Source organism: Collinsella sp. LCP19S3_F2, assembly GCF_052121015.1.
GTDB lineage: Bacteria > Actinomycetota > Coriobacteriia > Coriobacteriales > Coriobacteriaceae > Collinsella.
The window spans coordinates 230,365-255,085 of sequence record NZ_JBQKFA010000001.1 but is presented as its reverse complement, the minus strand read 5'-3'; the positions used below and the strand labels follow the sequence as shown (position 1 = coordinate 255,085).

General features: G+C 60.4%; 17 protein-coding genes. 4 read left to right on the top strand and 13 right to left on the bottom strand.

Annotation, left to right across the window (positions count from 1 at the left end):
* Positions 1 to 56 precede the first annotated feature (56 nt).
* The 9 genes from ACTQX9_RS01100 to ACTQX9_RS01060 all read right to left on the bottom strand — a co-directional run bounded on the left by ACTQX9_RS01100 (position 57) and on the right by ACTQX9_RS01060 (position 7,868).
* A complete protein-coding gene (locus ACTQX9_RS01100; protein WP_154514821.1) occupies positions 57 to 578 on the bottom strand; it encodes an Asp23/Gls24 family envelope stress response protein in 522 nt (173 codons plus the stop codon).
* A gap of 44 nt (positions 579 to 622) precedes the next feature.
* On the bottom strand, positions 623 to 1,000 hold the full coding sequence (locus tag ACTQX9_RS01095; protein WP_441040759.1) for a DUF2273 domain-containing protein: 378 nt from the start codon (positions 998 to 1,000) through the stop codon (positions 623 to 625).
* A complete protein-coding gene (locus ACTQX9_RS01090; protein WP_441540261.1) occupies positions 993 to 1,538 on the bottom strand; it encodes a hypothetical protein in 546 nt (181 codons plus the stop codon). Before ACTQX9_RS01090 ends, ACTQX9_RS01095 begins: the two co-directional genes overlap by 8 nt.
* 165 nt (positions 1,539 to 1,703) lie before the next feature.
* Entirely contained in the window at positions 1,704 to 2,510 is an 807-nt protein-coding gene (locus ACTQX9_RS01085) for a YebC/PmpR family DNA-binding transcriptional regulator (RefSeq protein ID WP_154514825.1), read from the bottom strand.
* Positions 2,511 to 2,675: 165 nt separating this feature from the next.
* Complete coding sequence (locus tag ACTQX9_RS01080) at positions 2,676 to 4,859, bottom strand: DUF6020 family protein (protein ID WP_441540260.1); 2,184 nt, start codon at positions 4,857 to 4,859, stop codon at positions 2,676 to 2,678.
* A 146-nt stretch (positions 4,860 to 5,005) separates the two neighbouring features.
* Positions 5,006 to 5,827, bottom strand: coding sequence for a prolipoprotein diacylglyceryl transferase (lgt, locus tag ACTQX9_RS01075; RefSeq protein ID WP_441056382.1), 822 nt, complete (start codon positions 5,825 to 5,827; stop codon positions 5,006 to 5,008).
* 109 nt (positions 5,828 to 5,936) lie between these two features.
* Positions 5,937 to 6,215: a NifU family protein gene (locus ACTQX9_RS01070; protein ID WP_370450539.1), complete on the bottom strand. Its 279-nt coding sequence runs from the start codon at positions 6,213 to 6,215 to the stop codon at positions 5,937 to 5,939.
* 188 nt (positions 6,216 to 6,403) lie between these two features.
* Positions 6,404 to 6,928, bottom strand: coding sequence for a deoxycytidylate deaminase (locus ACTQX9_RS01065; RefSeq protein ID WP_154514829.1), 525 nt, complete (start codon positions 6,926 to 6,928; stop codon positions 6,404 to 6,406).
* A gap of 88 nt (positions 6,929 to 7,016) precedes the next feature.
* On the bottom strand, positions 7,017 to 7,868 hold the full coding sequence (locus ACTQX9_RS01060; RefSeq protein ID WP_154514831.1) for a type III pantothenate kinase: 852 nt from the start codon (positions 7,866 to 7,868) through the stop codon (positions 7,017 to 7,019).
* Between the two features lie 306 nt (positions 7,869 to 8,174).
* Between ACTQX9_RS01060 and ACTQX9_RS01055 the strand changes: the two genes are divergently transcribed.
* Together ACTQX9_RS01055 and ACTQX9_RS01050 are read left to right on the top strand one after the other, a co-directional pair.
* Entirely contained in the window at positions 8,175 to 9,878 is a 1,704-nt protein-coding gene (locus ACTQX9_RS01055; RefSeq protein WP_441033462.1) for an OPT/YSL family transporter, read from the top strand.
* A 209-nt stretch (positions 9,879 to 10,087) separates the two neighbouring features.
* Positions 10,088 to 11,227, top strand: a complete 1,140-nt coding sequence (locus ACTQX9_RS01050; protein WP_441040769.1) for a DUF389 domain-containing protein — start codon at positions 10,088 to 10,090, stop codon at positions 11,225 to 11,227.
* Positions 11,228 to 11,296: 69 nt separating this feature from the next.
* On the opposite strand, the gene ACTQX9_RS01045 is transcribed toward ACTQX9_RS01050, so the two are convergent.
* The 4 genes from ACTQX9_RS01045 to ACTQX9_RS01030 form a co-directional block, all read right to left on the bottom strand.
* Positions 11,297 to 13,033 carry an aryl-sulfate sulfotransferase gene (locus ACTQX9_RS01045; protein ID WP_441540259.1) on the bottom strand — a complete coding sequence of 579 codons (1,737 nt, stop codon included), beginning with the start codon at positions 13,031 to 13,033 and terminating at the stop codon, positions 11,297 to 11,299.
* Positions 13,034 to 13,337: 304 nt separating this feature from the next.
* A complete protein-coding gene (locus tag ACTQX9_RS01040; protein WP_427718252.1) occupies positions 13,338 to 14,297 on the bottom strand; it encodes a 3-hydroxyacyl-CoA dehydrogenase in 960 nt (319 codons plus the stop codon).
* Positions 14,298 to 14,578: 281 nt separating this feature from the next.
* A complete protein-coding gene (locus tag ACTQX9_RS01035; protein ID WP_441540258.1) occupies positions 14,579 to 19,360 on the bottom strand; it encodes an acyl-CoA dehydratase activase-related protein in 4,782 nt (1,593 codons plus the stop codon).
* 11 nt (positions 19,361 to 19,371) lie between these two features.
* Positions 19,372 to 20,082, bottom strand: a complete 711-nt coding sequence (locus tag ACTQX9_RS01030; RefSeq protein WP_427728052.1) for a TetR/AcrR family transcriptional regulator — start codon at positions 20,080 to 20,082, stop codon at positions 19,372 to 19,374.
* 86 nt (positions 20,083 to 20,168) lie between these two features.
* Here ACTQX9_RS01030 and ACTQX9_RS01025 point away from each other — a divergent pair, with 86 nt between their 5' ends.
* Together ACTQX9_RS01025 and ACTQX9_RS01020 are read left to right on the top strand one after the other, a co-directional pair.
* Entirely contained in the window at positions 20,169 to 22,421 is a 2,253-nt protein-coding gene (locus tag ACTQX9_RS01025) for a hypothetical protein (protein ID WP_441540257.1), read from the top strand.
* Between the two features lie 165 nt (positions 22,422 to 22,586).
* A complete protein-coding gene (locus tag ACTQX9_RS01020; RefSeq protein WP_441540256.1) occupies positions 22,587 to 24,719 on the top strand; it encodes a hypothetical protein in 2,133 nt (710 codons plus the stop codon).
* Positions 24,720 to 24,721 lie beyond the last annotated feature (2 nt).

The following is a 24,721-nucleotide window of genomic DNA, read 5'->3' as shown; positions in this document are numbered from 1 at the left end:
GTTTAGCGTTTTCGCAGGTAAAACCTATCGAAACAAACCTGTCCCTATTTGGTAGGCTACTCGTGCTGGCTGGTGCGGTGCTCGTACTCCTCGGGGGTGATGACATCCTCGATGCGCAGGTTGACGCCTGCCACCTCAAGGCCGGTCATCGCGGCCAGACGCTCGGTCACGCGCGCCTTAACGTCGTCGAAAATCGCGGGTGCGTAGGCGCCGTACTCGATAATGACGGAAATGTTGACGACCACGCGGTTGTCATCGGTGACCTCGACCGTCACGCCCTTGGTCAGGTTCTCGGCACCAAACTGCTCCTGAACAAAGTGCATAAGGTTGCCCTTCATGCCCAGGACGTGCGGCACCTCGCGGGTAGCCATGGCGACGATCTTCTCGATCACACCGTTGGAATAGGTCAGCGAATCCTCGGACTCGTCCGCTTCCTCATCATCCTCGTCCGCATCGTCGGCGGGCTCGGCCTCGACGAGCGCCCCGTCCTCGAGCGTTACGTCCTCAGCCTCGGCGGCGACGGTCTCGTCTGCCTCGAGCTCGGTATCGGCCACATCGACCTTCGTATTAAAAGCCATGGTTCCTCCTTATGCCCACCGCACACGCGGCGGTCGAATACATACTAGCGGCCGCTAAACAGACGGCCGAAGAAGTTGACGATCCCGTTCTCGCCGTCACGGATCTGGCCAATCACGGCGCCGATCAGCACAAAGAATGCGATGACGAGTGTGTCCCACAGGCCGAGCGTTAGCACCAGCACGGCGAGCACAAAACCAGCGACGGCTCCGAGCGTGGTGTTGGGATGACGGACGGCATAGCTCCAGATGGCCGCCCCCGTACCCTTGATGAGACCCATGGCCTCGTCAAAGTCGTTGGCGGCGCTGTCGTGCTGCTCGCCGGCCTCGGGGGTGGTGTCGGCGGACTCGCCTGCCGGCGTAGCGTTCTGGTCGATCGTCAGGCGCGGGGTGCGGACGGTCTTGTCTTGATTGGTATCACTCACCGGAAACCTCCACGGTCTGGACGGTAGTCTTGGACGGCAAAAAACGGACGCGCGCGGTCGTGCCCGGCGTGCCGAGCATGGTGTCGCAGGCCTCCTCGATACGTTGCTGCATCGCGGTTGCAAGGGAGGCCACGTCCCGGTCATCGAGCGCGATGGCGTCGACCTTAAAACGGACGAGCGATTCGTCGGAACCCTGCACGCGCGCCTCGACATGCTCGACCATCACACGGTCGTCGCGCTCTGCCGCAGCGCGAGCGCACGAGGAAAGCGCTGCGAGGGTGACCTCGATGTTGCGCTCCCCCGCCGGATGCACGCAGGACGGCTCGCGACGCGCTAACATCAGGCGGAAAAACCCGATGAGCACGCCAAGTGCCACGATGGCGGCGCACACCGTAACGACGACGCGAGGCATGGTGTCACGCAACAGCAGCATAAAGCGATACGTATACGGTCCCCAGAACTGGCAGACAAGCGTGCCCAGCGCCACGATGGCGGCGGCAAGGTACACGGTTGCTAGGGCTCGTTTGAGTACGCGCACGCGCGCTCCCTTCAGGTTTCGGTCCACAGAATGCAAAACGATTCGCATCATTATAAAAGAGCCGGGTCCGGTGCCATACGCACGCGGATCCGGCTCATCTATTCCACGAGGCTTGTATGCTCGCTTCATTATGCCCAGATATGCACGGCTTAACCCGTGCAGGCGCTACTCCTCCTCGAGGGCAGCGATGACCTCGTCGGTCATGTCCATGGTGCTGTAAACATCCTGAACGTCGTCGAGCTCCTCGAGACGGTCGATGAGGCGCTGGACCTTCTTGGCATCGGCGCCGGAGACCTCGGTCGGGGTGGTCGGAACCATGGTGGTCTCGGAGCCCTTGACCTGGATGCCCTGCTCCTCGAGCGCCTTGGAAACAGCCATGACGTCGTTGGCGGCGGTCCAAACGATCCACTCCTCGCCGGCGTCCTCGTAGTCGTCGCCACCGGCCTCGGCGATAGCCATCATGAACTCTTCCTCGTCACCGGCAGCACCGTTGGCGATCATGGTCTCCTTCTTGGCGTTCTCGTCCAGGATCTCCTTGGCGACGACGATCTGGCCCTTGCGCTCAAACTGGAAGGCGACGGAGCCGGAGGTGCCCAGGTTGCCGCCAGCGTGGGAGAAGGCGGAACGGACATCGGCGGCGGTACGGTTGCGGTTATCGGTCAGGCAGTCGACGTAGACGGCAACGCCGGCGGGACCATAGCCCTCGTACACGATGTTCTCGTAGACGGCGGCATCGGCACCCGAACCGAAGGCCTTGTCGATAGCGGACTTGATCTTGTCCTTGGGCATGGACTGAGCCTTGGCCTTGGCAACGGCGGCGGCGAGGCTGGCGTTGTTCTCGGGCAGCGGGTCGCCGCCGAGACGGGCGGCAACGGTGATGTTGCGGCTCAGCTTGGAGAAGAGGGCGGAACGCTTGGCGTCCTGCGCGCCCTTACGATGCTTGGTTGTGGCCCACTTAGAGTGTCCGGACATACGTGTCTCCTATCGGTTTCGACCTAAAGCCCAGCGCAGATGCTCGGGCAATATAAACAAACGTCGTTATGATATACCTACTGGCCTGCGAGATAAACCCCAAAATGAAGGCGTCGTGATGATGCAGCCCCTTGGTGCAAAGTAACCTGTCCCCTTTGCACCAAGTTAGAACCAGAGGAGGTCGCTGCGGGTAATGGTGGCGCCGATGGCGAAGGGCATGCAGGCGATGACTGGATACAGGTAGCGCATGTAGGTCGAGCCGTTGCAGGGACCGATCAGGCACACGGCGAGCACGCCCAGCAGCGGCACCCAAATGGCCAGCCCGCGCCACGAATGACGACGTAGCAGATAGACCACCACAGCGATCATGATCCACACATAGGTGGCCGAGCTCATGGTGAGCGAGATAAACGGGATGCGTTGTACTGCCACGCGATACAGGTTGATCAGGTGGTCGCACCAGCGCACAACCTTGCTATCGACCGGATGGAAGTCGAAGTACTTGAGGTTATCGGGCTTCGCCATGATCTCGGCACTGCGCGCCGTGCTGTAGACCCACGCATCGCGGGCACTCGGATAAAAGTAGCCGTAGTAGTTATTGATGAGCGCCGAGATATAGCACTCGGGATCCTTTTTGAACATCTGGGCCCACACCTCAAAATAGGCCTTGATGTCCTCCTGTGAGGCGTACTCGTTAAAACAGTTTTTTACGGCATCCGACTTGTCGGGGTTGTAACGGCGGCCCAGATTCTCGTACTTAAGCACCCGATCGATCGCAGCGCGTTCCTTATCGGTCACCAGACCGTCGCAGGGAGCTTCCTCAATCGTGCCGTCGTCTTTGACCTTGGGGTTAACGCCCGAATTAAGGCCGTCGTGCTTTTGGACGAAGCGCGCCGTCTGTTGAAACGGAATCGAGAGGATCTCGCGCTTGGAACCCGGCGTGATATCGTGCTCGGGCATAAAGACCTTGGTAAAGTACATGTTGGAGGCAAGGCAGAGCACGAGCACCGCGAGAACGCCGGCCCAGCGGAAGCGCGGCGTGGCGCATGAGGGTGCGACGCCAGACTGTTTGACCACGCGACGGGCCACATGCGCGTCCCAGGCGCAAAACGCCGCCGCAATCACGCAGGCCGCCAACGGAAAGACCAGGCCGCCATTGCGCAAAAACGTGGAACCCATGGCGCCCAGCACGAGCAACAGCCAGTCGTGGCGCGCAAAGAGCACAGGCGTGCGCTCGCCCGCGCGCTCGGCATTGACATCGCGACGGGGCAGGCCACATGCCACGAGCTTGACGGTCTGAACGAGCAGTACCAGAAACGCATCGGCAAACAGTACGTCTTTGGTCAGCAGCGCCGCGTAGTTGGAGAACATCGGCATAAACGCAAAGAACAGCAAGATGACGCCGCGGACCGGCAGGCTCACGCCCAGCTTGCGCAGCGACGATATGGAATAGGCCACGCAGGCGGCCGTGATGACAAATTGGGCGCAGGTGTAGATGGCAAGACCCGCATTGGCGCTATTGAATAGCGAAAGCCCCAGTTGCACACACGAGCCGATGATGGCCGTGTGCACCACCGGATGATGGCCGTTGAGTAGCACGTTGGGGTTAAGCAGGCGCAGGTAGTCGCTCGTGCCATTGGGGTAGTTGAACCATTGGCGAATCTGCGCGCCCGTATCTCCCATAAAGAGGCCGGGCAGCGAGGCGATAAGCGTGGGCGCCCAGACAATCATGAGCACAAGAAACGGCCCAACAAAAGGATGGACCGAGAGCACGGCGTGGGTAACACGCCACACGCGGCCAAAATGCGCCTCCGAAAACGGAATGCGGCGAGAACTCAACCAATCCAAAAACTCAAAAGCCAGATAGAAGGACACAATCGCCAGAAGCATCCAGCCCGCGCCGCCAATCCAGGCGCAGATAACGCGCGCCTTGTCGCCCAGCACAATCTCGGCCGAATCGGTGAGGTCGTAACTGCGGCCGAACACCATGCAGACGGCAAAGAACAGCGACGGCAGCACGACCGAGGGGCGCCAAGCGTCACCGCGGCCAAAGAACACATAGCGAAACGGCAGCGTGAGTAGGCAGGCCAGCGCGAGCAGCATCACAGCGTCGGTATGGCCGGCAAATGAGAGGAGTACCTCGTAGCACACGTAAAGCATGCCCGTCGCCTTTGGATCGATCGCCAGGACCGCGTTGCTCGACACCGGGGCGGGATCGATGGAAAACGCCGTGGTCGCCAGCAGGGCGAGCAAAAATGCGACGAGCGTCTGCTTGGCGGGATAGCGCTTAAACCAAACGATGCGGGCGGCGTCGCGCGCAGCCGTTGTGGAGAGATCGGAATCCTTCACAGTCCGAAAAGCCTTTCTAGAAACCTGCCAAAAAGGGACAGGTTTATTTTGGCAGGTTTTATCTGGGGAAACGTTACGGTTCTGTCATCGTTGCCTGGAAAAACCGCCACAAAGGCGCCTGTTCCCCTTTGTGGTGTATGTGGTGGTTAGGCGTCGAGATAGATGCGCTGGGGACGGTTGCGACGGAGGGCAAAAATGATGAGCGCCAGGCCCGCAATCACGAGCGGCAAACTCAGCAGCTGGCCCATGGTGATGACGCCGCCCAGCAGATAGCCCAGCTGGGCATCGGGCACGCGCACGAACTCAACGAAAAAGCGGACGATGCCGTAACCCATCACAAACACACCCATAAACGCACCCTGGGGCAGCAGCGGTTTTTTGCGGCTGAGCACCTGCAGAATGCAAAAGAGCACAATGCCCTCGAGAAATGCCTCGTAGAGCTGGGATGGATGGCGCGGCATATCGCCCGCGGTGCCGCCAAAGATCACGCCCCAGGGCAAATCGGTCGGCTTGCCCCACAGCTCGCCGTTGACAAAGTTGGCGCAGCGCCCCAGGCACAGGGCCAGCGGAGCACCGATAACGGCAAGGTCGGCGATGGTCCAGGCGTCGAGCTTGTACATACGGCACACGAGCACGCCGCCGATGATGCCGCCCACCAGGCCGCCATGGAAACTCATGCCGCCTTCGTTGGTGGCAAAGATCTCGAGCGGATGCGCCCAGTAGTAGCCGTCACCGTAAAAGATGACGTAGAACAGACGGGCGCCAATGATGAGGCCAAAGACCACACCAACCACGACACTCATCAGGTCGTCGACCGTAATGTCAAAACCCCAACGACGCTGCGTGCGGTACATGACGACCGCCGTGAGCAGAGCTCCGACCACATAGGCCAAGCCGTACCAGTAGATGGTGATGGGCCCCGCCGAAATGGCGACAGGATCAAGCATATGGTAGAGGTCGTTGAGCATATCGGTCCCCCTGCTCCCTACATACAAATGCGGCCGCGGGCCTTTCGCTCGCAGCCGCACATTTGGGCATGACGTCTATGCGGAGCACATCGCCCGCAGCTTTCGCTTCTCAGAACGGCGCATACTCGTCGTACAGATCCTCGGCCTCGCCGGAGGCATTGACCTGCTCGACACGCGTAACGCCGGGCACGTGCTCCTTGAGGATACGCTCGACGCCCATGGAAAGCGTCAGAGCGCTCATGGGGCAACCGGCGCAGGCGCCCTGGAGCTCCAGCTTGACGACGCCCTCGTCATCAACGCCCATATACTCCATGTCGCCGCCGTCGGCCTGCAGGTTGGGGCGAATCTCTTCAAGAACCTTCTTAAGCAGCTCTTCGTTAACAGCCACAGGGGCTCCTTTCTCACAATAACGCGGGCGCGCCCGCGGACAGAGCTATGTTACTACAGCCATGTACCCGCTCGCGAGCCGTCCATGCGCGCGGACACGACTTTCACGAGCAGTTAATTTGACAGTCAATTTGGAACGGGGCTTAATTAGCCGCTTTTGCCAACGCCCGGCGCTCGTACACGCTGCCGCTACTGCTGCGTTTGTTCCCCGGTACCAATGTGGACATCGACGATAACCTGGCGGAAGCTAATGCCACAGGAGTCGAGAATGCGGCGACTGATGCGGCCGTCGTCGGTGTCGGCGTACTTATTGTCCAGATAGACAACCTCGCCCACACCTACCTGCGCCAGGATTTTGGCACAGTCGTGGCACGGGAACAGCGTGACGTAGACCGTGGAACCCTCAAGGTCCTTGAGCGAGCCGCGGTAGTTGAGCACGGCGTTGGCCTCGGCATGAACTACGTAGTTATGCTTGTCCTGCAGCGGGTCATCGCTCGTGCCCCACGGGAAAAAGTCGTCGTTGAGCGCCGAGGGCGTACCGTTGTAGCCCACCGAAAGAATGCGGTGGTTGGTGCTGGCGATGCACGCGCCCACCTGCGTATTGGGATCCTTGCTGCGGCGCTGCGCGGCGATGGCCACGCTCATAAAGAACTCGTCCCAGCTAATAACGTCGCGGCGCTTGCCCGACGCGGTTTGATGAAGATCGTCCGACATGGCAGACACCTCCGAAATCGAAATAGTTTGGCCCATTGTAGCAGGTGAAAGGTGGGGCTGTTTCCTCCCGGCGCCGACGTTCTTGGCTTTATGCGCGGCGAGGCTTTTGGTTGATGCGGTACAGCTCGGCGAGACCCCGCAGCGTCAGCGCGTCGTCTACCGTCAGGCTGTGGCCGACCAACGCCGCGAGCGCCTCGGCATCGTCGCCGGTGATGACAATGGGCACGCTGCCCTCGCCTGCCGCCTTGGTCGAGCGCATCTCGGCAAGCACCATGTCGAGCATGCCGTCGATACGGGCAACCTCGCCCAAGACCACGCCCGAGCGCATGGCCTCGCGCGTGTTGCGACCGATCACATGCGTGGGTGCCGAGGGCTCGACTTGCGGCAGGCGCGCCGCAGCGGCCGAGAGCGAGCGAGCGCCGAGCGCCAGCCCCGGCGCGATAACACCGCCGACAAAGGTTCCGCGTGCATCGATGACCTCGATATTAGTCGTAGTGCCCAGGTCGATCACGATGCACGGAGAGCCGTAGACGGCACGGGCCGCCACGGCGTCGGCGATGCGATCGGGACCGATCTCGGCCGGGTCGTCGTAGTGCACGGGCATGCCGGTCTTAAGTCCCGGCCCCACGGTGAGCACGCGCCCCGTGCAGGTACGGGAAAGTGCCGCCTTCCACGGGCGCTCGAGCGCCGGCACCACGCAGCTCAGCACTGCTGCCGCGGGAACAAGCACACCAGGCATGCCCGCATCGGCTGCCAGTGCGCCCATGACCCGCGCGAGCCTCATGCGCGCCTCATCGGCCGTAATGCTCGGCGGCGTCGTGATCTCGCACGTCGCAAGCGGGCATTCCTGCGCCGCGGCCGAATCCTCGGCAAACAGACCAAAGCGAATGAACGTGTTGCCCACGTCGACCGTCAATATATATGCGCACCCATTAAGCATCGTCGGCGCTCCTTTCGTCTGCCCAGCAGTATATCGCCTACCCGAACCAGCCATCCCAGGTAGTCATTTTGGGACGGGGCTATTTTAGCTACCCCAATATGTCGGTTGATATTTGCCCCAATCCCAGATAATTCGTCGACTGTCAAAGGGTAGCTAAAATAGCCCCGTCCCAAAATGACTACCTTGCCGCTATACTGATGCGCGGTCGTGCGCGAGCTCACGCGGCGGCCCTTGGTAACCCGACTTCCCGAGCCGTATCCGTAGCGGCGCTTGCGGGGGAAGCGGATATACGCAAAGGAGTTCTATATGGGCAATCCCTCGAACCGCACTTCTATGCGCGGTCAACTCACGCTGCGCGGCGTCGTCATCGGCGTCCTTGGCTGCGTGATTATCACGGCAAGCTCGGCCTACACGGCCCTCAAGATGGGCGCCCTCCCCTGGCCGATCATTTTCGCTGCCGTCATCTCGCTGTTCTTCCTTAAGCTCATGGGCAATGCCAGCCTCAACGAGGCCAACGTTACCCACACCATCATGTCCGCGGGTGCCATGGTCGCCGGCGGCCTGGCGTTTACCATCCCGGGCGCCTGGATGCTGGGCTATGCCGACCAGATCAGCTGGCTCGACATGTTTATCGTGGCGCTCGCCGGCACCATTTTGGGCCTTCTGGCAACGGCGCTCATCCACCGTCACTTTATCGTGGACGCCGCGCTGGAGTTTCCCACCGGCAACGCCGCAGCCCAGACCCTGCGTGCTACCGAGGCCGGCGGCAAGACCGGCAAGCAGCTCTTTGGCTCCATGGCCATCGCAGGCATCTATAGCGTGCTGCGCGACGCCCTGGGCGTGGTGCCCAGCATGCTGTGCACGCTCAATATCCCCGGCGTGACCTTTGCCATCTACAACTCGCCCATGTTGCTGTCCATCGGCTTTTTGGTGGGCTTTGCCCCCGTCGCCTTCTGGTTTGCCGGCGCGCTGCTGGGCAACTTTGGTATTATCGTCGGCGGCACCGCTGCCGGCCTGTTCGATATTGTGACCGCGCAGGGTATCGTCAAGTCCTTAGGTATGGGCCTTATGATGGGCTTTGGCGTCGCCGTCGTCCTCAAAGACATCCTGCCGCAGGTCGCCGGTATCGTTCGCGGTCTTGCCGCCGACAGCTCCACCGACACCGACGAGCAGTCGCTCATCTCGGGCTCGCTTAAGCTCGACGCCGGCATCATCGGCCTGGGCACCGCCGCCATCGCCGTGATCATCGCCATCGCGCTCGACCTTGGCCCCGTCCCAGCCGTCATCGTCACGCTGTTCACCTTTGTCACCACCATCATGAGTGCGCAGAGCTGCGGTCAGACGGGTATCGACCCCATGGAGATCTTTGGCCTCATCGTCATGCTCATCGTAGCGGCCTTCGCGCAGCTTGCGCAGGTCAAGCTGTTCTTTATCGCCGGCATCGTGGCCGTGGCGTGCGGCCTTGCGGGCGACGTCATGAACGACTTTAAGGCCGGCGCCGTACTGGGCACCAACCCGCGCGCACAGTGGATCGGCCAGGCCATCGGCGGCATCGTGGGCGCACTGGTCGCTGCCGCCGTCATGGTCGCGCTCGTCACCGCCTATGGTCCGGACGCCTTTGGTCCCGACAAGAGCTTTGTGGCCGCGCAGGCAAGCGTAGTCGCCACCATGGTCTCGGGCATCCCGAGCGTGCCGTGGTTCGCAGGCGGTTTTATCGCCGGCATCGTCATGTATTGGCTCGGCATTCCGGCCATGATGATCGGTCTGGGCGTGTACCTGCCGTTCTACATGTCGCTCACGGCCTTCTTGGGCTCCTGCGTCAAGCTCGCCTACGACAAGTGGGCAGCCCACCGCGACGCCGGTTCCGGTCTTTCGGGCAAAGAGAAGGCTTCCAAGGATGCTGCCTTCCAGGAGCAGGGCCTGGTCGTCGCCAGCGGCCTGTTGGGAGGCGAGTCTGTCGTTGGCGTTATCCTGGCGTTTGTCTCCGTCGGCCTGAGTCTGCTGGGCTAAACCCAACAACAATGTACCCGTACAGAGCGCGGGGCCGGATACCATCCGGCCCCGTGCTCTGTATCTGTCGAAACACTCGGCCGCAACCGCATTTGACGTCCCCCTTACCTGCTCGTCTAAGTTTCACGTCAAGATGACCACCCCGCCCGCCACGGTGTAGAGTACATGCTGCGAGCGCACCCGCGTTCCTGCGGCAATACGAGGTGGACATGGAACTCGACAAACAACAGATCAAGCGACTACGCAAACGCCATCACCGGCGCCACGGCATTCGACCTGCCCATAGTGAGGCCCTGGAGAACACCGGCCGCTTCCTAAAGCGCGCATTCAACATTCGCGAGGGTCGCGCACCCTATCACGTGATTCGCAAGCGCTTTGTAAACGGGGCGCGGCTGACCGGCTCGCACTTATGCATCCTCATCATCGCCATGCTCATCGCGAGCATCGGCCTCGATATCGACTCGGACATTGCCATCGTGGGCGCCATGCTCATCTGCCCACTCATGGGGTCGGTCCTTGCCATGGCATATGGCATCGCCACGCTCGACCGCGAGATTGCCGTCGAGGCCGTCGCCGGCCTCGCGCTACAGATGGCCTTTTGTCTGATCACGTCCACGCTGTATTTTAAGCTCTCGCCCCTTGGCACCACCACGGCCGCCATCATCGACAACTCGACGCCCACTGTGTGGGACCTTGCCGTCGCGCTCGCGGGCGGCTTTGCGGGCGGGCTGGGCAACTCGCGTGACCAGGAACCTGCCACGCTTATCGCCGGCGTGGCCGTGGCGACCGCGCTCATGCCGCCCCTGTGTGCGGCGGGCTATGGCATCGCCATTGCAAGCGGGTCACTGTTTCTCTCGGCGCTTTATGAGTTTGGCGTCAACGTGGTCTTTATCGCACTGGCTGCCGAAGCCGTGCTGCTTCTTTTGCGCGTGCCGCTCAAGCGCGACCTGAACGGCGACGGTATTGTGACTGCTGAAGAAAACGCCGAGGTCAACGAGCTATCGCGCAAGGTGCGCCGCCGCATCATCGTAGGCACGGTGATCTTTGCCATCCCCTGCATTATTATGACGGCGGGGTCTATTGGCTCGGCGCAAGCCGGCGTGCAAGACGGCTACGGCGTCACTGAAACCACGCGCGAACTTGCGGCGGTGCTGCCGGGCTTTAAGGATTACACCGTCGCCGTCGAGACCTCGGCTACCGAGGGCGACAAGGAGGGCGTTGTCGAGCGCCAGACTGTCGCTCGCGTAACGACAAGCGAGACGCTCGGGGCGCACGACCGCCGTGTTGCCCGCAAGCTCATCGACCTCAACGTACCCGAACTCGATCGCGTGGAGTTTGACGTGAAGTGATGCGGAACGTGAGGTAGGCCCGGTACGAGCGCGCGCAGCCGCGGGGCACAGGCACAGCCAAGCGCAGCGCTACAGCTCGTACTTGTACACGCGGTAGATGTACTTCTCGGCTTCCATCTCGTACGTGGCAATGGGCAGTCCATAGCGATCGTACTCGGCAAAGGTCTTGGCTATGCCCGATGCCACAAGCATGCTATTCGAATCGCCGACGCGCTGCGCACTACTTACGTAACCTGAGAACGGCACTGCGATCTGGTCCACAAGCTCGTAGGTGCGCGCGGTCTCGTCCACCGTAAAAATGCGCCCAAACGAATGCGTTCCCTTGCTGTAGTCGGTCACTACCGCAGCGCCCAGCTGGCCCCAGTCAAACTTGGGATAGCTCTCGGCAACACCAAAGTTGTTGTCGTATAGCAGCACCTGGTAGCGACCAGTCGCGGTCGTCTCGTCGTTTGGCAGATAGGTCACACTATGCTGGCCTGCGTTGAGCGAAAAATCGCCTTGAGCCTGCAGCAACTTGTCCTCAAAGCCCGAGCCGGCCCAAAACTCTGGCGAGCCCATAAGCCAATCGACCGTAGGCGTACCGTAGATATCCGTGAGCTTGATGACCGTTGAGGTCTCGCGCGAGCTGAGCAAAACGGTGCCGCCGCCGAGCCACTGGATCGTGTTGATGTGAATCCAATCCAGGTCGCCGTCCGAGGCAACCTTGGCGCTTGCCTTGAGGTCGGGGAATATATCGCCCAGGTCCACGACGAGAGAGACGTCACCTGTTGTTATATCGACCTTAATGATGAGGTCCTCTACATTAACGCGATCGTCCTTATCTTTTTTGGCAGCCGCGCGATCGACGTCCAAATCGGCTTCGGAGCCGGCGTGACTCGCCAGCACCAACAGGTTGCCATCGTCATCGAAAGCGTAGTCGTGGTGTAGCTCGTAGTCGCCCGTGCTCCAGACGTTTACCACCTGGCCGATGGCGTTGATCTGGGCCATCTTGGCAGTCGAGACGCTCATGATCATGCTGCCATCGCCCGGGAACAGCAGGCGGTGGCTGCGGTAGCCGATAATCGGCACCTCGCCGCGAATCTGGCCGTCGTTGTCGTAGAGGTACATAAAGTCGAGCTTGGACGAGTCGTTGCCCAGAATAGTAAAGAGACCATCGGCAAGCGGCGTATTGGACTCCCCCGACGTGACGGCGAGCTGCTCTTCTTCCTCGCCTTTGAGAGCCGGCGTCTTGACCGTGAACGTCGAGGCGCGGCTGATACCATCTTGTGCCGTGCAAGTGATGGTTACCGTGTTTTTGTGGTTGGGAATGAGGCCGATGACCTTGAACTCGTGTTCCGTGGCCGGCGCGTCACCGCCGTGGGGCGTATGGGAAAACGCGGCGACCTTAGGCGTGTCGCCAGTCTTTTTGCGGCCGGCGACCTTGTAGGAGACGGTTACGGAATCCGTTGTCGCAAAGCGAACGTAGCAGCTCAGGGTATCGGTGCCAAAGGGATCCTGCGCGATAAACGGAGTGGTCTCGTTGTAGCCGCCGTCAGCGTACTCGGCATCGAGCCGCTCCTTGATGGCCGCCTGCTTCTCGACGTCGTAGGTCGCGACGATCTGCTTGTGGAGTTTCTTTTGCTCGTCAGTGAGCTCGTTGCTCGCAGTAGATGCGGCGCCCGTGCCGGCTCCGCCGACCGAGCAGCCCATGAGCCCTGTCCCGGCAAGCGCCAGCGCGCCCGCCGCACCCGCAAGAGCCGCTCGACGCGAAAACAGTCTGCTGTCCTTGTCACTCAATTCCATATCGTTACCGTCTTTGAATACCATTGTTGTTCCCTCATATACCACGGCGTTTGCCCATCCCTGTCTAATTTTGACTCGCAGTTTAACAAACGCCCCTTAATGCAAGTTTAAGCTTGTAGCGATACGGAAACGCGGGGCGCGAAGGTAATCCGCAATCCTTCCGCTCCCAAGTGATCAATCGGGGCGGCCGCGATGGTGCTCGATCCAGTCCACGGCAAAGTCGACAAGTTCGCGTTGGCGCATAAAGCGGATTGTCCCGTTGCCGAGCGGCGCTGCGGCGCACTGACACTGCAAATGATACGTTTCTCAATGTTGCCGAGGAATCTTTTTAGTACTTGAAGAAGCCCTCGCCCGAGCTTTCGCCCAGCTTGCCTTCGTCGAGCATCTGCTTGAGGACGGATGCCATGGCCTTAAAGTTGTAGGGCATCATCATCTTTTTGAGCAGCGGGCTCACCAAGCCCGGCACCTTCTGATACTGCATGACGATGTTATAGGCCGTCTGGATGCCCACGGTGTCGAACACGCGGAACGGGCCCTTGGGCGCGCCAGTGCCGCGCGTCCATGCGAGGTCGATGCTCTTGGGGTCGCTGACGCCCGAGACGTACAGATCAAGGCCCGAAAGCAGCCACGGCACCAGCATGGAATTGAGCAGATAGCCGTTCTTTTCCTTGTTGACGGGCAGGGCAAGCATACGGATATCGCTGGCAAAGTCGACGAGCTCATCGAAATAGCGCTTGTCGGTCTGGTCCTGAGCCATGACCTCGGTCATGTTGTTCTTCCAGATGGAGTTGGCAAAGTGCAGCGACAGGTACTTCTCGGGGCGGCCGGTGTATTTGGCAAAGGTGCTCGGCAGCAGCGTGGAGGAGTTCGTCACGACAACGGTCTTTTGCGGGAGAACCGGGGCGAGCTTCTTGTAGAAGTCGATCTTTGCCTGGGTGTCCTCGGCCATCGACTCGATAACCAGATCGGCGTCGGCCACTGCCTTGGCAAGATCGAGCTCTAGCTTGAGTGTGGAGTAGGCACGCTCGACGGCGGCGAGCGCCGCCTCCCTGTCGAAGGGCTGGTCGCTATCGGCGATACCGGCACACCACTCGCCCGTGCCGTCCGCCATGCCCTCGATAGCCGCGATGTACTCCTCGCGCACATGATCGATCTTGGGCTGAGTGCGGCCGATGCTGCCCTCGCTGCGCAGCCAGATCGTCACATCGAAGCCGCAGTAGGCAGCCTGAAAGGCAATCTGGCTTCCCAACACGCCGCCACCGGCAACACAAACGGTCTTGTAGCTCATAGGAACAGTCCTCTCTTACGTAATTCCATGGATGTGTATTTATTCAACCGTAAGGATGACGCGCGCTAGAGGTTGGTTCCATAAACGGACGGTAATTTGCGGCGAACGGCTACATATGTTCATTATCTCAGGGTTCCAAGGGCGATTTTTGGTGCCACTGACACGTAGCTTTCGGAAGAGGTGATAGTTGGGGCGTTTACGCAGCATATGTCCAGCAAAAACGGGTGGTAGCCGATACGGCTGCCACCCGTTTGTCTCATATCTAGCACATAGCAGGCCAACTACTTCTTAATGCCGCGTCCCAGACGCTTGGCGACCGATGCAACGGCCTCCTCGCTGACCGAGCCACAGCTCACGCAGCCATCATGGTCACGCATCTGGCCGGTGACCTCGTCCATCGCGAGCGGCGCCACCTTCTCGAGCTTAAAGCCCTTACCGGCGCGCATGTTTTCCTTGGCCACGCTGATCATGAGCTTAATGCGGTTGAGCTGGTTGACCTCGGACGCGCCGGGGTCGTAGTCCACCGCGACAATGTTGCTCTCGGGGTGCTGACGGCGCAGCTCCTTGATCACGGCCTTGCCCACCACGTGGTTAGGCAGGCACGCAAAGGGCTGCGTGCAGATGATGTTGGGCGCGCCATGGTCAATCAGGTCGAGCATCTCGGCCGTGAGCAGCCAGCCTTCGCCCATGTTGTTGCACACCGAAAGCACCGTACGGGCCTTGTCCGCCATGGTGCCGATGCGCTCGGGCGCCTCAAAGCGGCGGGACTTTTGGAGCAGCTCCTCCACCGGCGTACGCATCCAGTCCACGAGCTTGATGAGCGCCTGCATACCAGCGCGCGTGGTTGCAGAGCTTCCGAGCTCATCCTTCTGCAGCTCGGCGTTGCTCATGGAGTACAGGAAGAAGTCGAGCAGGCCCGGCACCACGGCCTCGCAGCCCTCGCGCTCGATAACGTCGACCACGTGGTTGTTGGCTGTGGGGTGGAACTTGACCAAGATCTCGCCGACCACGCCCACGCGCGGCTTGGTGCCCTCACCCACGAGCGGCATGGTGTCGAACGCGCGGATGGCCTCGCGGCACAGCTTGGTGTAGTTGTGGCGGTTGAACTTGGGCGCCAGCTTGCGGGCGCGCGCCATGTACTCCTCGTAGAGTGCGTTGGCGGCACCGGGCGTAGCCTCGTATGGACGACAGCGATAAAGCATCTGCATCATCACGTCGCCAAAGAGCACCGCGTAGACTGCCTGCTTAAGCAGCGCCGGCGTAATCTTAAAGCCGGGGTTGTCCTCACCGAGCGCCACCGCCGAAAGCGAGATCACCGGAATCTCGGGGTGGCCGCTCTCGCGCAGGGCCTTGCGGATGAGTGCGATGTAGTTGGTGGCACGGCAGCCGCCGCCGGTCTGGCTGATAACCACGGCCGTCTTGGACAGGTCGTACCGGCCGCTCTCGATGGCCTCCATAATCTGGCCGGTCACCAAAATGGACGGGTAGCAAATGTCATTGTTCACATAGCGCAGGCCGGCCTCGACGGCGTCGTGATCGGTCGAGGGCAGCAGCTCCAAGTTGTAGCCGGCACCGCGGAACACCTCTTTGACCAGGTCAAAGTGGATCGGCGCCATCTGCGGGCACAGGATGGTGTAGCCCTCCTCGCGCATCTGCTCGGTAAAGGGCACCTTGGGCCACGCGGTCGATGCGCTCTCGCGCTGAGCCTCGAACGTGTACTTGCGGCTCGCGAATGCGGGGGCATCCGTGGAGGGAGCCACCGGCGCGGCATCGCCCTGCTCGTAGGTCTCGCCCGCGGCCGCGGCCTCGGCCAAGCGCTCGGCCTCCTGGTCCTTAAGCGCGGCCATGAGCGAGCGGATGCGGATGCGCGCGGCGCCCAGGTTGGACACCTCGTCGATCTTGAGCACGGTGTAGATCTTGCCGCTGGCCTCCAGAATCTCCTGCACCTGATCGGTAGTCAGAGCGTCCAGGCCGCAGCCGAAAGAGTTGAGCTGGATCAGGTCCAGGTCGTTGCGCATCGTCACAAAACGGGCGACGGCGTACAGGCGGCTGTGGTACATCCACTGGTCGACGACGCGGATGGGGCGCTCGGGCTTCACCAGGTGCGCAAGCGAATCCTCGGTAAAGACCGCAAAGCCAAAGCTCGAGATAAGCTCGGGCAGGGCGTGGTTGATCTCGGGGTCGTTGTGGTAGGGGCGGCCGGCGAGCACGATGCCGTGACCGCCGTGGTCCTCGACCCACTTAAGGGTCTCCTCGCCCATGGTCTGGATGTCCTCGTGGAAACGCGCATCGGCCTCAAAGGCAGCGTTGACGGCGGCATCGACCTCGGAGCGCGTGATCTTGGGACCGCGCACGCGACCGCGACCGGCCTCAGCATCGGCCACGCGGTCGACGGCAAGCACCTGGTACAAGCGGCGCTTGAGCTCGGTCTTGTCGTGATAGGGCACAAACGGGTACAGGAACTCGATATTCTGCTCACGAATCTCGTCGATATTGAGTGCCAGCGCCGTGGGGTAGCTCATGACGATGGGGCAGTTATAGCAATTGCCAGCCGTCGGATCCTCCTTGCGCTCCCAGCGCACGCACGGCATCCAGATAAAGTCGACATCGCGGTCGATAAGGTTCATCACGTGGCCGTGGCTCATCTTGGCCGGATAGCACACGCTCTCGGACGGCATGGACTCGATGCCTGCCTGGTAGGTCTTCTTGCTCGACTGGTCGGACAGCTGCACGCTAAAGCCCAAGCGCGTAAAGAACGCGTGCCAGAAGGGGTAGTTCTCGTACATGTTGAGTGCGCGCGGGATACCCACGGTGCCGCGCGGGGCCTCGTCGGGGCTCAGCACCTCGCGATTAAAGAGCAACTCGTTTTTCTTTTTGAAGAGGTTAGGGGCCTCGGTCTTTTGCTTTTTGTGGCCGGCGCCCTTCTCGCAGCGGTTGCCGGTAATGAAGCGCCTACCGCCGCCAAAGTCATTGACGGTGAGCTGGCAGTTGTTGGAGCAGCGACCGCAGCGGACGTGCTTTTGCGTCACAGTGAGGTGCGCGATGTCCTCGGCCGAAAGGATGGTCGAGGTGCCGTCGGCGCCGGCGCGATCGCGGGCGAGCAAGGCCGCACCATAGGCGCCCATGCAGCCGGCGATGTCGGGACGCACGGCGTGAACGCCGGTGAGCTGCTCAAACGCGCGCAGCGTGGCATCGGACATAAAGGTGCCGCCCTGGACGATCACCTGGCTTCCGATCTCCTTGGGATCGCGCAGCTTAATGACCTTGAACAGGGCATTCTTAATGACGGAATAGGACAGACCGGCCGCGATGTCGCCCACCGTGGCGCCTTCCTTTTGCGCCTGCTTAACACGCGAATTCATAAAGACCGTGCAGCGACTGCCCAGGTCCACCGGAGCCTTGGCATGGATGGCTGCGTCGGCGAACGCGCGCACGTCCATGTTCATAGAGACGGCGAAGCTCTCGATAAAGCTACCGCAGCCCGACGAGCAGGCCTCGTTGAGCATGATGTGCTCGATAACGCCGTCCTTGACGCGCAGGCACTTCATGTCCTGACCGCCAATGTCCAGGATAAACTCGACGCCGGGCAGGAATGCCTTGGCGCCGCGCAGGTGCGCGACGGTCTCGATCTCGCCGGAGTCGGCCTTGAGGGCCTCGATGAGCAGCGCCTCGCCGTAACCCGTGGTGGTCACGTGGCCGATGGTGCAGCCGGCGGGGATGTGGTTGTAGAAATCGGCCATGATGACCTTGGCCGTACCCAGGATGTCACCGTTGTTGTTGCCGTACCAGGTATGCAGCAACTGGCCGTCCTCACCCACAAGCGCGGCCTTCATGGTGGTGGAACCGGCGTCGATACCGATGAACACGCGACCGGTGTAGCCTTCGAGCTTGCCCTTGGGGACGACCTCGGTGTCGTGGCGGGTCTTGAACTCGGCAAAGTCCTCGTCGGTGGCAAAGAGCGGATCCAGACGCTCGACCTCGGCGCCCTGTGTGTCACCCAGGGCATCGATGGCCTCGATGAGCTGCGGGAACGTGCTGAGCTTATTGGACTCGTGCGCCATGGCGGCACCGCTCGCCACAAACAGGTGAGCATTTTGGGGCACGATGCGGTGCTCCTCGTCCAGGTTGAGCGTGAGGTAGAAGCGATGGCGCAGCTCGGAGAGATACTGCAGCGGGCCGCCCAGGAAGGCGACGTTGCCGCGGATGGGACGGCCGCACGCCAGGCCCGAGATGGTCTGGGTCACGACAGCCTGGAAGATGGAGGCGGCCACGTCCTCGGGGCGGGCGCCCTCGTTGAGCAGCGGCTGGACATCGGTCTTGGCAAAAACGCCGCAGCGGCTGGCGATGGGATAGATGGTGGTGGCGTTGGCCGCGAGTTCGTTAAGGCCGCTGGCGTCGGTGTGCAGCAGGGTTGCCATCTGGTCGATGAACGCACCCGTACCGCCGGCACAGGTGCCGTTCATGCGCTGCTCGATGCCGTTATCGAAGTAGATGATCTTGGCGTCCTCGCCGCCCAGCTCGATGGCGACATCGGTGGCCGGGATGAGGGTCTCGACGGCGCGCTTGCTGGCGATGACCTCTTGGACAAACTCCAGGTCGAGCCACTGGGACAGCAGCAGGCCGCCCGAGCCGGTAATGGCGCAGGTCATTTGGACCGTCGGCAGCACGGCCGCAGCGCCCTCGAACAGGTCGCGGGCGCAGGCGCGGACGTCGGTGTGGTGGCGCTGGTACTTGGCGTAGACGAGCTGGTTGTCATCGTTGAGCACGGCGAGCTTAACGGTGGTGGAGCCCACATCGATGCCCAGGTGCAGGTTGCCGTGGGCGTTGTCGGGGTTGAAGATTGCGCCTTCGGGGGCGTGGGCGGTGGCTACGGGCTCGGCGGCGGTGGCGGGCTCGCTAGCGACGGACGTCTCCCCTACCGAGTTCTTGGCATCGGCAACTGCCTCGGCAACTTTCTCGGCAGCCGCGGTCGCGGCCTTCTGCGCGGCGTCCACCACGGTGGGCGCAGCCTCGCGTGCGGCGGCGACCATGCGGTCCTTGATGCCCTCGACGAGTTTGCTCATTGTCTCTCCTCTTAGTTGTTGGACTCGACGGTTGCGGGGGTGTCGGCCGCGTCCTCGAGCTGCAAGTTCAACAGCTTCATGCCGTACTCCGGCACGTTGATATCGATGGGTTGGCCATACAGGTCACCAGGGCGCACAAAAGCGAGCACCGTCATCATGCGCGCCATGGCCTCGGGCGATTCGGTGAGCCCACGCTCAAACCAGCGCTGAATCATGCCGACCTCGGCACTCACGACGTAGGTGACGTAGTAGTCAAAGAACGTGCCCAGCGCCAGGCCCAAAATGCCCGTCTGCGCACGCGGCACCACAGCCTCACGCGCGGTGTCGATAATCCTTTTAATGAAGGCCTGGTCGCCGCCCGGACCCAGCAGAGCACCGATCAAGTCGCGGTTGGCCGCAAGATAACGCAGCAGCTCAACCGAACCGGGCGCCGGCTCGAGCTCATCGATGTTGTGATAGAGATCGGGCAGCCGAGCTGCGGTGATGAGCTCAATACGCTCACGAATCTCGGCCAGCAAGCCGTCCTCGATTTGATTGATAAAGTCGGGGATATCGCGGTAGTGCGAATAGAACGTGCGGCGCGTAAGGCCGGCGCGCTCGGTGAGCGACGCGACGTTAATGCGCGAAAGGTCGCCGCTTTCGGCTAGTTCGCTGGCAAGTGCCTGGCGAAGGGCACGCTGCGAGCGAAGGGACCGGCGATCGCATTTCTCGAGCTGGGACAAGCGTCCTCCTTGTTACTCTGCCTGTGCGCTATTGCACAGTGCGAGTATTATTGCACACCGTGTGTATCAACACGTAAAGGCAATATTTGGATGCGACGAAGGGGCAGTCCCTTTGTCACATCGAGCCGCTGCTTGGTCCCGTTAATGGGACCAACAATCGCCACGCCCGTTTCATCATGCCGGTAATGATCGATAAGGAGGCCGACATGAACAATCAGGCATGCGATGGCATCACCGATGCCGGCAAGGACCTCGTCCTCAGCTGCATAAAGAGCCAAGAGCTGCGCGACCACATGCGTAAATACCTATACTGGCCAGCGCCAATCATCGCCGGCTCTCTTAAGACGCTTGATGAAAAACGCACCATGCTCGAGCAACTCCGCAAGGAGGTTTCGCCGGAGCTGGTCGAAGATATCGATTCGCATCTCGCCCAGCTCAACAGCGCACTCGATATGCTCCACAACATCGAGCGCGACCGCGGAATCCTCCTACTGCACGTCATGGTCTACAACGAGGAGGAGCGCGACGCCGACGCCCTCGACGGTCCCTTCCCCGCCGCATCGTGGGAGGCCGCGCAGGCACTCATGAAGTGCTACATCGAAGAGTATCCTGAAGACGACTGGTCCGAATCGTACTGGAAGATCGACCTATACACCCCAGAAGACCTTCACGAATATCAAACGGCGCAGTCCTCCCTGGCGTTTGCGGCAACCAAGGATGGCGAGCTTATATTTCTCCGCGATCAGCGCAATAATCGCACTCGCAAATCGTATGTCGAAAGCGCCTGGCGAAACGATAGCAGACGGTTCTGCAACAGCAACGAACCCATCTATACGCCGTGGGTCCCAGGCGACATCCTCAAAATCGACGGTCGCCCCTTTGATCACGGGCCTCGCTTTGCCATTGTGCTCGAAAACGACTACGAGCACACGCTCCGGGGACAGATCTGGTGCGCAGGGCCTAGTAAAGATCACGGCGTTAAGGAGGGTTCACTTTCATCCGGCACCTACAGCGACAGTCTCCTGGACCCCTTCATCCCCTCTGCCCTCTACACCGCCGAGTGCTACACCGGTGAGCTGCCGGACGACTGCGCTTTTATGCTCGAGCTTTCGCAGATGCTGCACGACAACCCCGACTACGGCAAGCAATGGTCCGAAGGCTCGGTCGGACATGACTGCCTTCAGCCGTATCGCAAGCCCGCCAACCAAAGCGAGCTGGATATTCGTCCGGACATCTTCGAGTTTTTAGACTCGCAAAGTATTAAGGAGCATCTTCAACGAATCAACTACGAGCTCACCACGCCCGTAGCGGCTTTCATTGTCAATTGCTCGCATAAAGCAACGCTGCAGCAAAAGCTCGAAGGCTGGCAAAAGATCATCGACAATATGCCCAATTGCACCATGAACCGCAGAAACGACACGGTCGTCATCCCGGACTTCCATGCCTTTCTGCGCAATGTCATCAAGCAGGAGAAACGAAAACTCGCGCACCTTAAAAGGACGGACGGTCAAAGCCTGTACTTCTTTGAGGACTACTCGTGGGACTGGCGCGGGCAGGGCGGCTGTCTTTACGGCCCGTACAGCAGTTATCAAAAGTGCTTCGATGCCATCTGGAAAGAGCTCGACGGTGACGATCCCAAAGCCATCAGGATCACTCGTCGTCCCATCGACCCAGAAGAAGACCACTATGCCGACGACATGGTCTTACTCAATGCGAACGGCGAAGTAATGTCTTGCGATTACCGCAACAAAAGCGAGTGGGACGAGGCGGGCACCGCCAGCGATTTCGAGGACATGTGGTTTGATATCCCGACGCCTTTCCATGCCGGAGACATCGTCTGCAACCTCCAACGCCCCGACAAGCCGATGGTGCTGTTTGACCTGCAAACTTGGGGATCCGAACGAGTCGACAAAGAGCTGGCCTCCTCCGTCTACAAAGAGCGCCTCGTTCAAAAGGCCGACAAGCTATTGCGCTGGCACCGATATGACGGCGACACCAGCGACATGTACGCCTACGGCTGCCAAGTCTCATCCGCCTTGCATTTCCCCTTCTACATTGGGGAGCCTGAGGGCTTTCTTTTGGACATCGACTATTACCGCAAGCCGCTCAAGTCAGAGGAGCGAATCCTTTACGGCGTCAGGGCATATGTCAAAGGCGACCTGGCGGTTGATTCACTCGCCGCAATGGCCAGCGCATGCGAGCTACAGGCGCTGGCAGAGAAAAAGGCGCGTGGCTTCGAGGACGCAGACAGCTGGCTCAAGGACCGCTACCCAGAACTGTTCGATGCGACGGCCGATCCCTTCTTAGAGGAAGACGGCGGTTGCGCCAGTTACGCTTAGTTTTTGAAACGCCACTACCGATTGTCCTTTCAGTACGCGCACACTCATGTACCAGTGCGTTTCCAAAAGTATGTTTGACGCGAGATTCAGATGGGACCCGTTAATGGGATCACAAAGCACAGCCTCTGATGGATGCTAACGGCAACGACCGAATTGGAGGTTGCTATGGACAGCCAAGCAGATACCGTGATCACCGATGCCGGCAGGGAGCTCGTTTGCAGTTGCATCAAGGACGATGAGCTGCGTGCTCATATGTTCAAACACATGGGAATGGCAGATGGCTCCCTCTGTAAAACCATCGGCGGCTCCCTCAAGACGCTCGACGAAAAACGGACCATGCTCGAGCAGCTTCGCAAAGAGGTCTCATCGGATTACGCCGAGACGATCGACTCCGGCCTCGAACAACTCGACACTGCACTCGATATGCTTTACAACGTTGACCGTGACCTCGGTATCTTGCTGGTCTCCGGCGTGTTTTACAGTGAAGACGAGCGCGGGCACGACACCTTTGATGGCCCCTTCCCCGTTGCCTCTTGGGATGCCGCTCAAGCCCTTATGAAGCAATACGTCGATGACGACCCCGATGAAGATTGGTCCGAATCATTCTGGCAGATTAAGCTCTATACCGCCGAAGACTTACACGACCGCCCACGCGCTCACGCCTCGCTGATATTCGCCGCAACCATGGCTGGCGATTTGGTCTTTTTGAGCGACCGCCGGAATCAGCGGACTCCGCATCAAAGCATCAATCACTTGCCGTGGAACAATAGCAGGCACTTCTGCGCCAATGGTGAGGTCTTTTACACCCCCTGGGTCCCCGGCGACATCATCAAGATCAACGGTCGGCCCTTCGACCACGGCCCTCGTTTCGCCATCGTGCTCGAAGACGACTACGATAGTTCGTTCAAAGGCCAGGTTTGGTGCGCCTATCCGAGCAAAATCTACGGCGTTGAGGAAGGCAATCTCCGCTTGAGGGATTTCACGGACGGCTTCCTCGACGACTTCACACCCTCTGCGCTCTACACCGCCGAACGCTATATCGGCGACTTGCCCGATGATTGCTCCTTTATGCTCGAACTCTCGAAAAAACTGCACGATGACCCCGGCTGTGGCAAACATTGGTCGGATGGATCGGTCGTACACGACTGCTTGCAGCCATATCGCACATCGGCCGGCGCCGGCGTCAACGCCATACGTTCGGACATTCTCGAGTTTCTCGACTCGCCCGATATCAGAGAGCATTTGGAAGGCATCGGCTACGAGCCCACCACGCCCGAGGCAGCGTTCATCGTCGACCATTCGAACGAGAAGACGCTGCAACAGAAGATTGAGGCCTGGCAAAAGATTCTCGAAAACATGCCCAATTGTGCGATGAGCAGGCGACACGGCACGTTCAATATCCCCAACTTCCATGTCTTTCTTCGCGACGTCATCAGATGGGAGCGCAAGAAAATCGCCCGGTTCAAACAGCCTGGCAAGCACATGTATTTCTTTGAGGACAAGACGGGAAGTCCCCATGAGAGCGGGTGCAATTATGGCCCCTACACCAGCTACGAAAAATGTTTCGAGGCAATCTGGAATGAGCTTGAGGAGGAAAATCCTACCTCGATAGAAATAACGCGCCGCCCGATCGATCCGGACGAAAACTACTATGCCGCCGACAGGCTCATGCTCAACGCAAAAGGCGAAATTATGGACTGCCAGCTGAGCTGCATCGACATGGAACGCGAGGGCGAAGACCCCACTTTCGCTTTTGAGTTGATGTGGTTTGACATCCCGACGCCATTCCACGCCGGCGACATCATCTGTTGTCACGGCGACCCTGGCGACCCCATGCTGCTTCTCAATATGCAGACATGGACCACGCAGCGGGTCATGGATGAGCTTCCGGCTTCCACCTACAGGGAATGCGCCGCAAAAAAGGCCGACGACCTGCTCAGGCACCATCGGCAAAATGGCGATACGAGCGACATGTACGCCTACGGCTGTCAGATTGAATATCCCCTGGAGTACCCCGTCTATATCGGAGAGCCGAGTTGTTTTCTTCTCGATATGGAATACTGCCGTACCCCGCTCAAGCCGGAGGCGAGAATTCTGTACGGCGTGCGGGCATATCTCGACGGCAATCTGGGTCTTGACTCACTAATTGCGCTATCAAGTCTTTGCGAGCTGCAGGCGCTGGTCAAGAAAAAAGCCGAGCGGTTTGAAGGGGAAGACGGCGGGCTCAAGATCCGCTATCCGGAGCTGTTCGATGATGCGATAACCCCGCCGGAGCGATTCGAAACAAAGAGGAGCTAGCC

Excerpts from the sequence above, each read along its gene's own strand:
- ACTQX9_RS01100 (WP_154514821.1), bottom strand. The coding sequence starts at position 578 with ATGGCTTTTAATACGAAGGTCGATGTGGCCGATACCGAGCTCGAGGCA.
- ACTQX9_RS01020 (WP_441540256.1), top strand. The coding sequence starts at position 22,587 with ATGGACAGCCAAGCAGATACCGTGATCACCGATGCCGGCAGGGAGCTC.
- ACTQX9_RS01045 (WP_441540259.1), bottom strand. The coding sequence starts at position 13,033 with ATGGTATTCAAAGACGGTAACGATATGGAATTGAGTGACAAGGACAGC.
- ACTQX9_RS01060 (WP_154514831.1), bottom strand. The coding sequence starts at position 7,868 with ATGCTTAATGGGTGCGCATATATATTGACGGTCGACGTGGGCAACACG.
- ACTQX9_RS01055 (WP_441033462.1), top strand. The coding sequence starts at position 8,175 with ATGGGCAATCCCTCGAACCGCACTTCTATGCGCGGTCAACTCACGCTG.
- ACTQX9_RS01085 (WP_154514825.1), bottom strand. The coding sequence starts at position 2,510 with ATGTCCGGACACTCTAAGTGGGCCACAACCAAGCATCGTAAGGGCGCG.
- ACTQX9_RS01050 (WP_441040769.1), top strand. The coding sequence starts at position 10,088 with ATGGAACTCGACAAACAACAGATCAAGCGACTACGCAAACGCCATCAC.
- lgt (WP_441056382.1), bottom strand. The coding sequence starts at position 5,827 with ATGCTCAACGACCTCTACCATATGCTTGATCCTGTCGCCATTTCGGCG.
- ACTQX9_RS01065 (WP_154514829.1), bottom strand. The coding sequence starts at position 6,928 with ATGTCGGACGATCTTCATCAAACCGCGTCGGGCAAGCGCCGCGACGTT.
- ACTQX9_RS01035 (WP_441540258.1), bottom strand. The coding sequence starts at position 19,360 with ATGAGCAAACTCGTCGAGGGCATCAAGGACCGCATGGTCGCCGCCGCA.
- ACTQX9_RS01040 (WP_427718252.1), bottom strand. The coding sequence starts at position 14,297 with ATGAGCTACAAGACCGTTTGTGTTGCCGGTGGCGGCGTGTTGGGAAGC.